Origin of the sequence: Ancylobacter sonchi (assembly GCF_018390695.1) — a bacterium.
Taxonomy (GTDB): domain Bacteria; phylum Pseudomonadota; class Alphaproteobacteria; order Rhizobiales; family Xanthobacteraceae; genus Ancylobacter; species Ancylobacter sonchi.
Window position 1 is genome coordinate 1 of record NZ_JAHBGF010000020.1, and the last position, 13,143, is coordinate 13,143.

The following is a 13,143-nucleotide window of genomic DNA, read 5'->3' on the forward strand; positions in this document are numbered from 1 at the left end:
GTGCCGAAGTCGTTCGAGGCCCATCGGACAAAGGCGAAGATGCAGCCGGGAGGGAAAGACAGGATGCGCCGGCGGCGATCCAGAAGCTGCTCATGTGCGTGATGGCCGAAGCGAATCCAGTTCTCGATGCGCTTCTCGATATGGGTCAGCTCGACATGGGTCAGGGCATCGGATGGGGGACTGGATGGGGATGCCGTGCTTGCCGCACGGGGCGCAAACGCTTCGCTCATGGCAGATCTCCAGATTGGGGAGGGAATTCGCGCGCGAGGAGGGCGCGCAGCATCTCGGCGACGGTGACGCCGCGCCGGAAGGCGGCGACCTTGATCCGCCCGCGCAGTTCGGGCGTCACATCGATGGTGAGGCGCGCGGTGAACGCGGCGCCGGGGCGGTGCTCTGGCGCGACATCTGCCGCCTTGATCCAGTGCTCGGGATCGGCAGGCCTAGAGGCAAAGTCGCGGCGGATCGGGCGTTCGCTCATGGCGCGCGCCTCCCGAGGTCAAGACCATTGATCTCGGTGCAGAGCGCGGCGATCTCGCGCGTGGCTGGCCCGGCATCGTCTCGCTCGAAGACGAGACGCCCGGACTGCGCCGCCGCCGCAAAGGCGATGCGCTGGCCGATGGTGCTGGTGAGCACCGGCGGATCATGGTCAGCCAGCGTCCGCGCGGTCTCGCGCGCGAGAACCGTGCGCGCGCCGCAGCGGTTGAGGACGAACCGGACCAACAGCGCTGGGCGGTAGATCCGCGCCTCCCGGATCAGCGCCAGCATCTCGGCCGACGCCCAGCCGTCGAATGGCGACGGCTGCACAGGGATCAGCACCAGATCGGCAGCGAGCAGCGCCGATCGCATCAGCCCGGCGACGCGGGGTGGTCCATCGATGACGATGTGATCGGCGTCACGCGCAAGCTCGGGCGCCTCGCGGTGCAGCGTATCGCGGGCAAGCCCGACCACACCGAACAGCCGTGGCAGGCCCTCGTGGCTGCGCTGCTCCGACCAGTCGAGGCTGGAGCCCTGCGGATCGGCATCGATCAGCGTGATCCGCTGTCCCTGCCGGGCCCATTGCCCGGCGAGATGCAGCGCCAGGGTGGTCTTGCCGACCCCGCCCTTCTGGTTGAGGAGCGCGACGATCATGGCGCGCTCCGCACGTTCACCGGGGTCGCGCTCGTCGTAGTAGAATGGCGTAGTTCCGTTAGAAGGATTCCGAAGGAATCCGGGTTAGAGAAGTTACGGACGCCGGAAGCCTCTGATTCAGAAGACTGAATCGTCGATTTTGGTCCCCGATAGCACGAGGATCCGGTCCCTGATGGCACGAGGGTGCTGGTCCCCGATAGCACGAGATGATTCACAGCTTGTCCCCAGATCGGATGGCCGCGAGACGGCGGCGGGTTGGGAGGGCAAGGCGTGCAGCGTCGATCTCGACGAAAGAGAGGATGTCAGCACCGTCCGTCTGGCGGCGCATGCCGAGCCGGTAGCCGGGGAGCGCCTGGCGGCCGACGATCGCGCGCAGGTCATAGGCGAAGTGCTTGAGGGGCGAGAGGCTGCCGGATTTGGCGTGGAGGTGAGCGACGTCGAAGCTCCAGCCGTGGTCCTGGTGCCCGCCATGCTTGCGCACCAGACGGTAGAGCCAGCGCTCAAGTCCGCCCGTCAGCCCGAAATAGGCCCGGTCGATGGTGAGCACGAGCGCATCGTCGAGCACGGCCCTGTAGAACCAGTCCGGCAGGATGAGGTCGACGCCGTCGGGCCGGCCGTTGCGGTCGGTGCGCTCCTGCCATTCATTGATCCAGGAGAAGCGGTGCCGGCGTCCCTCTGCCGGCTGGCGGATGGTGGTCGACACTGTCGTCGACTGGAGACGGTCGAGTGCGGCCTTGAGGCGCTGATAGTCGCGCAGGGAGGTGCCGCGCCCGACAAAGGTGAGGATCTCATAGGGTGTCGCCGCCATCAGGCGCGAGGTGCGCAGCCCCGCGTCGCGGGCTTCAACGATCTGGCTCGCCGCCCAGATGAGAATGTCGGCGTCCCAGATGGTCGCCATGCCGTGGTCGGGCACGGCCTCGACCCGGATGGCGATGCTGCCGGTCCGGAAATCGATCGGCGCGACGCGCGGCGTCTTGGAGAGGGAGAAGAAGGGATAGGCCATGAGATCCTGCGCATCTCGTGGCGCGAAGTCCCCCGGCAGGGCGCGGAACAGATCGAGCTGTCCGCGCTCCGAGAGGCTGTGATGCCGCGCCGCCATGGAAGCGTTCAGCGCGCGGCGCGGCCAGCGAACGAACCTGCGGCAAGCGCGTGGCGCTTGGCCGGCAGGACGGAGCCGCGCGGATCGGAGGTCGAGGTGACCGCGCCGCGCTCAGTCCAGGCCTGGAGGTCGTCGATGGAATAGACGACGCGTCCGCCGAGCTTGCGATAGGCGGGACCGGTGCCATAGGTGCGGTGCTTTTCCAGCGTGCGGGCCGACAGACTGAGAAACTCGGCGGCTTCCTTGGTGCGCAGATAGCGCGGCGGGAGGGTGGCGAGATCGGGTCGCATGGAGCGGGCCTCCGTGGGCGTGGCGGGAGCCGCCGGAGTGCGGCGGCGGACGGTGACCACGGTGGCGGAGGAGGATTGTCGGGAGGGATGGGGAAGATTAGGGGGCTAAAGTCCCCACCCTAGCGGGGCGACGTGTGGCGGCGTCGCCGATGAAGGAGCTTGCGGTAATCGCCCTCGATCATGCGCCGCGCATCCTCCACGAGCGCGATGACGGTGTCGCGCAGGGAGGATGTCTTCCAGGGCGCTGCCGCGACCCGAGCCTTACCGAACAGGCTGGTGGCGATCTCACGATAGGTCGCGCCCGCACGGCGACCGTCCCCCGCTTGAAACATGTGGCGCAAGCGACGGCGCTGCTGGAGTGTGATCCTCCGGTCTGGCGGCACGGCCGCTCTCTGCATATGGGCCCAGAGCCGTACCAGAGCCTCGATACGATCCGGCAGATGCGCGTCCATCCGGACGAGGGCACAGAGGGATGGATCGAGGCGATGGCCTTCTGGCAGCATAACGGTGATCGCGTCGCGGCCCGCGCCGACTATCACACAGCTGGATGCATGCAGGTGATGGTCCGTGTCTTGAGATGTATTACCAGTGGTCAGGCGGCCACAGGCGGTGTCGCGCTGCGCGACAAGCATGATGAGGCCAGGGTCGGTTTCCAGGTCCCAGACGACAGAAACGGTTCGGGCATCACGTGCGGGATCGATCGGGAAATCGTAGACCCCAGCGGGCTTGCATGAGCGCCGCGAGGGTCTCCTTCTCGGGATCGTCGACCACACGGAACCTGGCGTAGTCCCGTCGATACGCCTCGTTGCGCCGAAGCCATTCCCAGGCGAGCTGTGAGGGTGAGAGAGCATCTACGAAGGCGTAGGCCTCTGATGACTGCCAGGCGGTTTCCAGGACCATCGGGATCCCTTTCGAGCGTGCCGCGATACGCCTGACGATCTCGTCTGAAGGGAGCTTCCGGAAGAAACGCCAGAGACATGGTCTGATGCCAGGCCGGCATCACCCGATCACTTGTCGGGTCGACGCAGGAGCTCCTGATATCCTTGCGCCGACATCCAGCGCGCCCGCGCCAGATGGGCTGCGTGGACACGCCTGGCATGTTCCGGCGCGGTGAGCGGGTCCAGGCCGAACAGCAGCGCGACAACTTCCTCCCAGTCGGCGCCCGCCGCTTCGGCATCGAGCAGCCGCAGATAGAGCACGGCATGCCTGCGATCATAGTCGGTGACGGTCGGCGAATCGGGCGGCGTATCGTGGAAGGCTCGGGTCATGGCGAGCGTCGCTCTTCATCGTGATGAGCGAGAGACTAGGCCGAACAAGTGGTGGGACGGCAGGCCGTGGAGCGGCATCATGTGATGAGGCCACGGCATCGCGGGAGCGTGCCCAGATGCGTACGCCCGCACGTGATCGGCGGCCGGTTAGACGGGTAGCACTCTGTTCTACTCTCAGAACAATCGAAGCCGCCGGCATCGAGTTCATTCCCGAGAATGGTGGCGGAGCTGGCGTTCGCTTCAGGACGCCATCGCGCAAAGCAGATTAGTCGTTACATATTATAGTTGATAAACTTGGCATGCTGGAATTGCGATCGGTCTGCGCATGGATATGCGCAAGCTGGTCGGACGAAATTTCGCCCGCCTGCGGCAGGCCAAGGACCTGACGCAGGAACAGGTTGCCGAGCGCTCGGGGCTAAGCCAGCAATATCTTAGTGGTCTCGAACGCGGCCGACGCAATCCAACGATCATCACGCTGTATGAGCTGGCACGTGCTCTCGATGTCAGCCATGTCGAACTCGTTCTTCCGCTAAGTGAGAAGTAGGACCGCCCGTCTGACCCTAGCCGGTGAGGCCGGGGTCAGACGGGCGAGGTCTTAGTCGCTGCGGCGCCCGTTGGGGCGGGACCAGATGAGGGAGAAGTTCTCGCCGTCCTCGTCGTCGAAGAGGTTGGCGTAGATGGCGGCGTTGAAGCTCGGGTCGTCGAGCTTGAGGCCCAGATAGTCGCGGCCCTCGGTGGAGCGCTTGGACCAGGCCGCCCCGATCTCGGCGCGGCCGACCAGGACCCGGTGGCTGGGGGCGTTCTCGCCGGTGGCGCGGGTGTCGGGGATGATGCGCACGCCCCGGGCCTGCACGCCGAGGGTGACGATGTCGCCGGTGAACTCGTTGGTGCCGGTCTTCTTGAAGGTGCCGATGGTGGCCATGTTCCGTCTCCGTCCTGTCTTCCGAGCCCGCACCATTGCGGCCTCGATGGCGATCGACAGGCCGAAGGCGAGCGACGCCACATCGCCTCGGGGTCCCCGTCGCGCTGGCGCGATGGGGTGAGGATTGCGACCGCAGCGCAGCGGAGGACGGCACAGGCGCGACTTTGTTGCTGCGCGAGGAATGACGGCGATCCGGGGCCCCCGCGCAGCGCGCGGGGTGAGCGTCGACAGGGGAAGAAAGTCGGGGCCAGCCGTTGTGGCATAGGCGCTCGAGGCGCAGCCGTCTTCGGCCAGATCAGGCCATTGAAGAGGCCGCATGGAGCGGGCACGGGCGGATGGACGACGGAGAGGTGTGGCCCTCGCGCCGGTTATAGAGACCGGACCGGCCAGCCTCGGCGGATGAGGCCCCGAGCCGGGCCAATCTGCCCATTACCCGTCCCGCCAATGTCGTGCATGCTCTGCCACGGGGGGCCTTTCGACTGCGCCACGGCCGCCGTTCACCGCGCTCGCCAACCCTGCCGTACAGCATGGCGAAACGGACGCTCTAGACTTCCGCTCCCTTCCGGCCCAGCCGGTTGAAGCGGACGCTAAGTCATTCGCCGTCTGGTGCAGCCGAGCGGACGTCGCGGTGTCAGGGAGCAGAGCTGTGCCCGTCAGAAGGGCCGAACGCCTTCCTTTCGGTGATGCGCACGAAGGCAACAATGCCAACGGCGGCGGCTCCGAGGATCGAAAACACCATCTGCCACGTCTGGGAGGGCATGGTGTGCTTCACGATGCCATGGGTGGCGTGGAAGCCTGCCGCCACGGCCGGGACGACGAACACGGAGGCGATGAGCAGACGCGCCCAGATCGGACGGACGGTGGCGAGCAGGAACCGGCCCAGACCGAAGGTCAGGGCTGCGGCAGCAAAGCCGACAAGGATAGCGCCGAGCCATCCGGCACCGGTGCCATAGGCCCAAGTGCCCGCCGTGATGCCCGCAAACAGCGACAACGCAAACACCGCCAGCGTGAAAAGCGGCCAGCAGAGGAATGCAATCGTCGCCATGCCGAGGAGAATGCCGATGAAGATCATGGTGGCGGCTCCATAAGGTCAATGGATGCGCCTCCACCGCCTCAGTCACACCGGCACGATGGGCAGAGTTGGCAGCAGTCTCGGTGTGGAGGCGACCGGCCACCATTCACAGCCGCCTGTTCGGCTGCTCATGATGGGAAGAGGTCGATTTCGCGGACGATGGCGGCTTCGTCGCCGTCATATTCGGCAGCCGGGGCGACGGAGAGCGTGCCGTCGCCGGCGCGGAAGATGACGACGGTGGCCATCAGGGTGGTGGCGAGGCTGAAGTCGAAGGCGTGAGCGATCTGGGCGGACATCGACCTGGCTCCTGCGCGAGCGGAGGTCCATCCCCCGCTGACAGGCGCCCGAAAGGGCCGGCCGTTGGCCGCAATCATCGCGTGAGGCGCAGCCGGAGCGGCGGCACGCGCAGCGTAGTCCGACCCTTCATGGGTTGATGGCGTCAGGCCATCGCTGGACCCAAGGATCAGCGTCGTGAAGCGGGGGTGGTCGTCCGGTCAGGAGACCGTGATGGCGGGTTGCCGCGCTGGTAGGTCGTCAGCGGTACACGTTCCACGGATTGATGACCGCCACACCGGCGGCGTCGAACGCGCTGGTATCGCGCGTGGCCACAGTGAAGCCCCGGGAGGCGGCGATCGCAGCGATATAGCCGTCGGGCGTCGGAAAGCCCTTCCCAGCCGCGCGCGCCTTCACGGCGAGGTCGGCATAGCGTTGCGCGGCAGCGACATCGAAAGGCGAGACGCGGTCGGCGAACAGCTCCATCACCCCGTCCATGGCATCCGTGAGCCGGTCCTTGCGCTTGCCCGCGGGTAGCGCACCGATGCCGAACAACAGCTCGGCGATGGTGACGCTGGAGAGATAGAGCGTCTCGGCCGCCTGTTCGTCGAGCCACGCCCGGACGGTGTCATCGGGCGCGGGCTTCATCGCCTCCGAGATGACATTGGTGTCGAGAAGGATCATTCGAAGCTCATGGGCTCGGCGGGCGTCCGGTCGCGCGCCGGGCTGAGGGCGTCGATGTCCTCATTGGTCAGGCCGAGGCGGCGGCTGCGCTCCGCGAGCGCCGTGCCAAGCCGAAGGCGCGTGTCAGGGCGAACGGCGGTCTCTAGGATGTCGCGCATCTCGGCTTCGGTGCTGCGGCCGTGCTGTGCCGCGCGCACCTTGAGGGCGCGGTGCGTCGCCTCTGAGAGGTTACGGATTGTCACGGCGGGCATGGTGGCGCCTCCAGTAAGGCTGATAGCGTTGATAGCAAAATAGAGGAATTGCCATCGCATTCAAGATGACCGGTTTGGCGGCGCTTATGCGCCACCAGTTCCGAACCGATAGACCGGGATGCCCATCTTGCGGGCCTTGTCGGCCAGATTGTCCTGAATGCCTGTGCCGGGGAAGATCACGACCCCGATCGGCACCACGTTCAGCATCTGGTCGTTGCGCTTGAAGGGAGCGGCCTTGGCGTGCTTCGTCCAGTCGGGTTTGAAGGCCACCTGCGGCACCTTGCGGCTGGCGGCCCAGAGGGACGCGATCTTTTCGGCGCCCTTGGGCGAGCCGCCATGCAGCAGCACCATGTCCGGGTGCTTGGCGTGGATCTGATCGAGCTTGGCCCAGATCTGCCTGTGATCGGCGGTGTCGCCACCCGAGAAGGCGATCTTTGGCCCGGCGGGCACGAGCACCTCGTTATCGGCGCGCCGCCGGGCGGCGAGGAAATCCCGGCTATCGATCAGCGATGCGGTGAGGTGGCGATGGTTGGTCCGTGATCCGGCCCGTGGCGTCCAGGGCGAGCCGGTGGCGATACGGTAGCGGTCGGCGGCGGCCTCGCGGAAGGTTTCCATGCTGTCGCGCCGGCCGACCAGGTTCATGCCGATGTCGGTCAGGCGCTCGAGCTCCAGTGACTTCACTTCCGAGCCGTCCTGTTCGCGCTGAAGCTGCTTCTGGGCCTGCTCATTATCGTCAAGCTTCTGTTCGATCCGGTTCACGCCGCGGTGGAACATGTTGACGGTCGACCAGAGGAGATCGGGGAGGTCGGCATCGAGGCTGGTGTCGGTGACCGTGGCGACGAGGGCGTCGAAGATGTCGGCGATGGCGCCTTCGATGAGGCGGTCTTCCGGTAGCGGGCGCGGATCGCGTTCGTCTTCGGAAGGACGATGGCCGTGGAGCTGCAATGCCTGGATCAGGTGGTCGGTCGGGGATGAGACGTGGTGCGGCTCGTGGTCGTCATGCGCGCTCATGGGATGCTCCATCGGTTTGGACCGCTTGCCGTGGCGGCCTTCATGGCGACGAAGCCGTCGGGCGGGACGGACCTGCACCCGGAGCGCGGGCAGGGTCCCTGAAAGTGGGAACCGGTTTCGGGACAAGACCATGCCGGAAAAGCGCACAGGGCCGAAGCGCAGCGGAGGATGGCGACAAGCCGGCGATTTTGCTTCGCGATGGAAAGCGGCCTGAAGGCCGCGCCGGAAAATCTTCGGCGGCAGCCATTGCCGATCCGGCCCGGCTGACGGCCGATCGCCCTCTCGAAGGCGCAAGGCGCGGTCCTTTCCGTGGGCTGACGCATCCTTGCGGGTATGGCAGCCACGTCTCGCGGTTCAGCCCGTTCCGGCTATCGGGGCAGGCTCATGAAGCGCAAGACGTCTTCCGGGGCGAGTTGCAACCGAACGCACGCCCGGAGCGCATCCATACCCAGCCGCTGGAGATCCTCGTTAAAGTCCCCGAGGGTGGGCGATAGGCAAATAGCCTCGATGCCCTCGGCGTTCGCCCGTTCCATCAGCATGTCCCGCGCGGCGTCACCGGCAGGATCGTTGTCGCGGACGATATAAAGCCGCCTCAAGGCAGGCGGGAACAGGATGGCGGCCAGATGCGCGGCCGAAAGCGCCGGTGCCATCGCCATGTTGGGCAGTACCTGCCGGAGCGACAGCATGGTCTCGATGCCTTCGCCTGCCGCCATCACGCTGTCGGGCACGCCGATGCGGACGGTAGACCCAAGCAGATCACCCATCGCCTTGCGCGGCGCGTCGACCGGAGCCTTGTCGGAACCGTCGGGCGCGAGCCAGGTGCGGTGTATGCCGGTGATCCGGCCGGTGAGATCGGTGACGGCGGCGATCATGGCGGGCCAGGTCTCTGACGGGCCGTCGCCAGGCTTGTAGTAGCAGCGTGGATGAAAACGCAGGTTTCCGGTTCCGTGCAAAAGCGTAATGCCGCGTCGGCGCAAATACGTCTCTGCAAGGGTCCCGGCGAGGGGTTGCGACATGGCGAACAGTCGGCGTGCCGCTTCCACGTGCCCTGCTGGAGCTGGTACGACGCGGCGACGTAGTGTTGAGGGCTCCGGTTCGGGATGCCGCAAGTTGAGAAAGGTCCGCGCTTCATTGGCAACGTCAGCGAAGTCGGTGAGACCGCGCGATCCGCGGATGACGTCGAGAAGATCTCCATGCTCGCCGGTGGCGGCATCGGTCCATTTGCCCGCCGGCCCCTTCGCGGATGCCTGGAGCCGGACAAAGAGCGAGCGGCCGGGCGTGTTCCTGATATCGCCGACGAGCCAGTAGCGGCCCTCCCGGCGCCCATTGGAGAGATAGTGACGGCAAACGGCTTCGGCCCGATCGGCGAGCCGGTGCGACAGATCGTGAGCAATCCCGGACATAGCGAGCTTTCAAAAACAAAGGCCCGCCGACAGAGCCGGCGGGCCGAGGTTCAGGATCGTGTTGAGGGTTACTCCGCCGCCACGGCAGGGGGGATGTCCGTGGTGTCTTCAGTATCCTCAAGACTCTCGTCTTCGCCCATGGCCGTTGTGCCGTCCTGCGCCGCCGTTTCTTCGCCTGCCGCCGGTTCGGCTCCGCGCAGCGGTTCCGGCAGCCAGCCGGTATCAGCCAGCAACGTTTCGGCCTCGCGGGCCATGTCGCCCTTCTTCAGGTGCGCGATGCGCTCTGCCGCACGCGGCCCCTTGGCCTCGCTCACCGCCTGCAGAATGCGGGCCTTGGTCACGCGCCCGAGGAAATTGTCTACGGTCGGCCTCCACCCGACGGCCGCCATGTCGAGTTCGACGGCGCGGGCGAGTTGATCGGCATGGTGGAGTGAGCGGGGGCGCCGGCTCCAGGCCTCATGAACAGCATTCACCGACAGGCTCACCACATGGGCGAATAGGCCAGAGCGGCTGTCGCTGTCCCAGTCGTGCAGAGCCTCCCAGAGATTGGCCGAGTCCTTGGGCAGGACCTTCGCCCAGCCTTCATGCCGGGCGTGGATCGCCGCGGCCGAGGCGCTGTCATTCAGCCCCGGCCCCTGCGCGCTGAAGGCGATGCACTTCAGGTCGAGTTCGAGGCAGCTATCCGAGCCGTAGCGGTAGAAGCTCTTCAGCGTCAGGGCATGCAGGGCCGCGAGGAAGGCGACCTCCGGCCGCTCGCCCAGCGCCTGGCGCAGGCCGAGTGTGCGATGCGAGGTCAGTTCGGTCATGAGCCGGTCCGAGAGCGCCGACAGCCCTTCGTCCTCCTCGGGCTCGGGCGCGTCTGCCATGACGGCCTCGCCGGTACGCATGGCCGCAACCGCGCAAACGTGCGCCCCGGCGTCTTCCGCCGCGGCTTCGGGCTCCACCGGCAGTTCGTCCTCAGGCCGGACATAACCACGTTCAATGCGAGCCACACCATCATGGGCGATGCTGACGAAGGCGCCCGCGCGCGCCACCTCCGCCGGATCGAAGGTGATCGGACGCGCCTCGAAGGCTTCGATCGCCGTCTCGATCTCGCCGAGCCGCGCGTCGACCTCCTCCGGTAGATCATCCGCCTCGGCGTATTCCGCGGACAGGCGATCATATTCCGCCTGCAGGGCGTCGCGGCTGGCTTCCTCCTCGGTGGTGAGCGGGATGGTCTCGCCGCGCAGCTGTCGCAGGCCGTAGGTGTGGCCATAGGCGAAGTCAGGGGCCATTTCGACCCATTTCCAGCCCTCCATGGTGACAGCGTCCGCTTCGGCCTTGAGCTTCTCGGCCACCAGCCGGTCGACCAGCGCGACATCCTGCAGCCAGCCGCCATCATCACCTTGGAAGAGATCCCGCAGGATGATGCCGCCAGCCTCGACATAGGCCTCGAGGCCTATGAACTGGGCCCGCTTGTCGCAGGCGCGGACAGCACCCTCGGTCAGCATGCGACGGATGGCATAGGGCTGCTTGTCATAGGAGGTCTTCAGCCGCTCGAAGACCTGCTCCTGACGCACATGGTCGCCGGAGACGGTGAAGGCCATGAGCTGGTCGAGCGTCATACCGTCCTCGGCATAGACCTCCAGCAGCACCGGCGAGATCGAGGCGAGCTTGAGGCGCTGCTTCACCACGCCGACGGAGACGAAGAAGGCAGCCGCGATCTCTTCTTCCGACTGGCCCTTCTCCCGCAGCGCCAGAAAGGCGCGGAACTGGTCGAGCGGGTGCAGCGGCGCGCGCTGGACATTCTCGGCGAGCGAATCCTCCTCGGCGATGCCGCCCTCCCGGATGACGCAGGGCACCGGCGCGGTCTTGGCAAGGCGCTTCTGCTTCACCAGCAGTTCCAGCGCCCGGTAGCGCCGCCCGCCCGCCGGGATCTCGAACATGCCGGTCTCGATACCGGCGTCGTCGACGACAGGCCGGACGCTGAGGCCCTGCAGCAGGCCACGGCGGGCGATGTCCTCGGCCAGTTCCTCGATCGAGACGCCGGCCTTGATGCGCCGGACGTTCGACTGGCTGAGCAGGAGCTTGTTGAAGGGGATGTCACGCGAGGGGGAGAGCGTGATCTTCTGAACATTGGTCGCCATGGAAGGCACCTCCGCGACGGGCGGCCAAGAGCCTCTCTCTCGGCCTCCAACCCGTCACGCAGCGCTGCGCCGCCCTCTCACTCTGGAGGGCGACGCCGCAGAACCGCAGATCCGCAAAAGCGCAAAGCAGGAAAGCCGGAGACAGGGATGTCCGCGTCTCCGGCTTTCCGGAAATCAGGCGGCCCGATCGAGCAGCTTCTTGGCCCGGCCCTCAAGATCGAGCCGGGCATCCTGGTGAGGTTTGTCGCGTGCGACGGCAGTGATGCCCTGCACGAAGTCGAAGATGCTCTCGGGCTTGCGCCCTTCCTCGGCCAGAACCGTATCGATGATTTTGGCGGTCTCCACCTTGGAGAAGCCCCGGTTGCGCAGGAAGTCGCTGCGGTCCTCGTCGGTGCGCGCGACGATCTTCTCCCGAGCTGCCTTGATGCCGTTGACGAAGGGCCTCGGCGAGGAATTGGCGAAGCGGGTCAGGGCCGGCGCTGCCTCATGGGCGAAGCGCGAGGCCGCGTACTTGGAGTGGCGGATGGTGATTTCCTGGAAATCCTCGACGCCCCAGAGATTGCGGTTCTGGCACACGGCACGCAGATAGAAACTCGCGATGCCGAGCGTCTTCGCACCAACCTCCGAGTTCCAGCAATAGAAGCCCCGGAAATAGAGGTCCGGCGAGCCGTCGGGCAGTCGCCCGGCCTCGATCGGGTTCAGATCGTCGACCAGGAAGAGGAAGACGTCGCGGTCGGAGGCGTAGAGCGTCGTCGTGTCCTTGGTGATGTCGACACGCGGATTATAGACGCCCGTCGACCAGTCGAGCATCCCCGGCACCTTCAAGTGCGTGTCGCCGGTGCCGTTGCCGGCGATGCGCTGCACGGCCTCGACCAGTTCGTGATCGTAGATCCGGCCATAGTCCGGGCCGGTCACGGCGCGCAACTCGACGCGGCCATTGGCGGTCTCATAGGTCTTGATCTGCTCGGCGCGGTGCGCGGTCAGGCCATATTGCAGATTAATGCCGGCCAGCGCGGCGGGAAGCTGGCGCAGATAGGCGGCCGGTGCCCCGACCTGGGTCGCGAGCTGGCCGAAGCACCAATGGTTCGGCTCGACGGGTGCATCCGCCCCGGGCAGCACCAACGCCAGCCGCTCGGCATTGGAGCGGCTCGCCTCCACATGGATGCGGGACGTCTCCACCAGGCGCGACCGGCTGTGATCGGCCCGCCCCCGCACCATCGCGGCCAGTTCGCCGAGCGACAGGAACCGCTCGTCATCCGGCCGGGAGAACCACTCCGACGACACGCGACCGACCCGCTCGCCGCGCGTGGCATCTACCTTGTAGCCGCCGCTGACATCACGACCGGCATCCAGAACCTGCATGTTCATGGGGATCACCTTCATGACGGGCGCCGGAAGCCTCTCTCCCAGCCCTCAACCCGTCACGGGAATCCCATCCGGCCTCTCACTCTCTGCACTGGACAAACCGACTGCCACCCGCCGCCGCGGCGAGAACACGGCCCCGAAGATCGAGCGACAGCGCTTTCACTATGCCTGCCGGCGTCCAACTTCGGCAGAAGGCTTGAATCAGCTCGGCCCCCATTTGAAAAGCCCGCCAGATTCAAGCGATCGGCCAA

18 protein-coding genes are annotated in these 13,143 nt (G+C 66.4%); 1 reads left to right on the top strand and 17 read right to left on the bottom strand.

Going from position 1 to position 13,143, the window contains the following annotated elements; translation table 11 throughout:
• The 8 genes from KHC28_RS10665 to KHC28_RS10695 all read right to left on the bottom strand — a co-directional run.
• Nucleotides 1-230 (bottom strand): DUF2840 domain-containing protein (locus KHC28_RS10665; protein WP_214008344.1); only part of this gene is annotated, 230 nt, incomplete at its 3' end.
• Nucleotides 227-478: a ribbon-helix-helix protein gene (locus KHC28_RS10670; RefSeq protein WP_214008345.1), complete on the bottom strand. Its 252-nt coding sequence runs from the start codon at nt 476-478 to the stop codon at nt 227-229. The genes KHC28_RS10665 and KHC28_RS10670, both read right to left, overlap by 4 nt.
• Nucleotides 475-1,128 (bottom strand): ParA family partition ATPase, encoded by a 654-nt coding sequence (parA, locus tag KHC28_RS10675; protein WP_214008346.1) that lies wholly within the window; start codon nt 1,126-1,128, stop codon nt 475-477. Before parA ends, KHC28_RS10670 begins: the two co-directional genes overlap by 4 nt.
• Before the next feature lie 211 nt (nt 1,129-1,339).
• The gene (locus KHC28_RS10680; RefSeq protein WP_214008347.1) at nt 1,340-2,227 is read right to left on the bottom strand and encodes a replication initiator protein A; all 888 of its coding nucleotides are present in this window, start codon (nt 2,225-2,227) and stop codon (nt 1,340-1,342) included.
• Between the two features lie 8 nt (nt 2,228-2,235).
• A complete protein-coding gene (locus KHC28_RS10685) occupies nt 2,236-2,517 on the bottom strand; it encodes a helix-turn-helix transcriptional regulator (protein ID WP_214008348.1) in 282 nt (93 codons plus the stop codon).
• 119 nt (nt 2,518-2,636) lie between these two features.
• Entirely contained in the window at nt 2,637-3,149 is a 513-nt protein-coding gene (locus KHC28_RS27975; protein WP_376772667.1) for a DUF2285 domain-containing protein, read from the bottom strand.
• A gap of 52 nt (nt 3,150-3,201) precedes the next feature.
• Nucleotides 3,202-3,417 (bottom strand): transcriptional regulator domain-containing protein, encoded by a 216-nt coding sequence (locus tag KHC28_RS27355; RefSeq protein WP_230360584.1) that lies wholly within the window; start codon nt 3,415-3,417, stop codon nt 3,202-3,204.
• A 107-nt stretch (nt 3,418-3,524) separates the two neighbouring features.
• Nucleotides 3,525-3,785: a DNA -binding domain-containing protein gene (locus KHC28_RS10695; protein WP_214008350.1), complete on the bottom strand. Its 261-nt coding sequence runs from the start codon at nt 3,783-3,785 to the stop codon at nt 3,525-3,527.
• A gap of 325 nt (nt 3,786-4,110) precedes the next feature.
• Here KHC28_RS10695 and KHC28_RS10700 point away from each other — a divergent pair, with 325 nt between their 5' ends.
• Entirely contained in the window at nt 4,111-4,329 is a 219-nt protein-coding gene (locus KHC28_RS10700) for a helix-turn-helix domain-containing protein (protein ID WP_214008351.1), read from the top strand.
• Between the two features lie 51 nt (nt 4,330-4,380).
• Here the strand turns inward: KHC28_RS10700 and KHC28_RS10705 are convergent, their stop codons facing one another.
• The 9 genes from KHC28_RS10705 to KHC28_RS10745 form a co-directional block, all read right to left on the bottom strand.
• Entirely contained in the window at nt 4,381-4,707 is a 327-nt protein-coding gene (locus KHC28_RS10705) for a DUF736 domain-containing protein (protein ID WP_214008352.1), read from the bottom strand.
• Nucleotides 4,708-5,338: 631 nt separating this feature from the next.
• A complete protein-coding gene (locus KHC28_RS10710; protein WP_214008353.1) occupies nt 5,339-5,779 on the bottom strand; it encodes a hypothetical protein in 441 nt (146 codons plus the stop codon).
• Between the two features lie 128 nt (nt 5,780-5,907).
• On the bottom strand, nt 5,908-6,075 hold the full coding sequence (locus KHC28_RS10715) for a hypothetical protein (RefSeq protein WP_214008354.1): 168 nt from the start codon (nt 6,073-6,075) through the stop codon (nt 5,908-5,910).
• Between the two features lie 238 nt (nt 6,076-6,313).
• Nucleotides 6,314-6,736: a type II toxin-antitoxin system VapC family toxin gene (locus KHC28_RS10720; protein WP_214008355.1), complete on the bottom strand. Its 423-nt coding sequence runs from the start codon at nt 6,734-6,736 to the stop codon at nt 6,314-6,316.
• The gene (locus KHC28_RS10725; protein WP_132036189.1) at nt 6,733-6,987 is read right to left on the bottom strand and encodes a FitA-like ribbon-helix-helix domain-containing protein; all 255 of its coding nucleotides are present in this window, start codon (nt 6,985-6,987) and stop codon (nt 6,733-6,735) included. The genes KHC28_RS10720 and KHC28_RS10725 overlap by 4 nt, the downstream gene beginning before the upstream one ends.
• A gap of 84 nt (nt 6,988-7,071) precedes the next feature.
• Nucleotides 7,072-7,998, bottom strand: a complete 927-nt coding sequence (locus tag KHC28_RS10730; protein WP_214008356.1) for a DUF2493 domain-containing protein — start codon at nt 7,996-7,998, stop codon at nt 7,072-7,074.
• A gap of 368 nt (nt 7,999-8,366) precedes the next feature.
• Nucleotides 8,367-9,401 carry a DUF7146 domain-containing protein gene (locus tag KHC28_RS10735; protein ID WP_214008357.1) on the bottom strand — a complete coding sequence of 345 codons (1,035 nt, stop codon included), beginning with the start codon at nt 9,399-9,401 and terminating at the stop codon, nt 8,367-8,369.
• Between the two features lie 68 nt (nt 9,402-9,469).
• Entirely contained in the window at nt 9,470-11,527 is a 2,058-nt protein-coding gene (locus KHC28_RS10740) for a ParB/RepB/Spo0J family partition protein (protein ID WP_214008358.1), read from the bottom strand.
• A gap of 174 nt (nt 11,528-11,701) precedes the next feature.
• The gene (locus KHC28_RS10745) at nt 11,702-12,895 is read right to left on the bottom strand and encodes a DUF932 domain-containing protein (RefSeq protein ID WP_214008359.1); all 1,194 of its coding nucleotides are present in this window, start codon (nt 12,893-12,895) and stop codon (nt 11,702-11,704) included.
• Between the last annotated feature and the right edge of the window lie 248 nt (nt 12,896-13,143).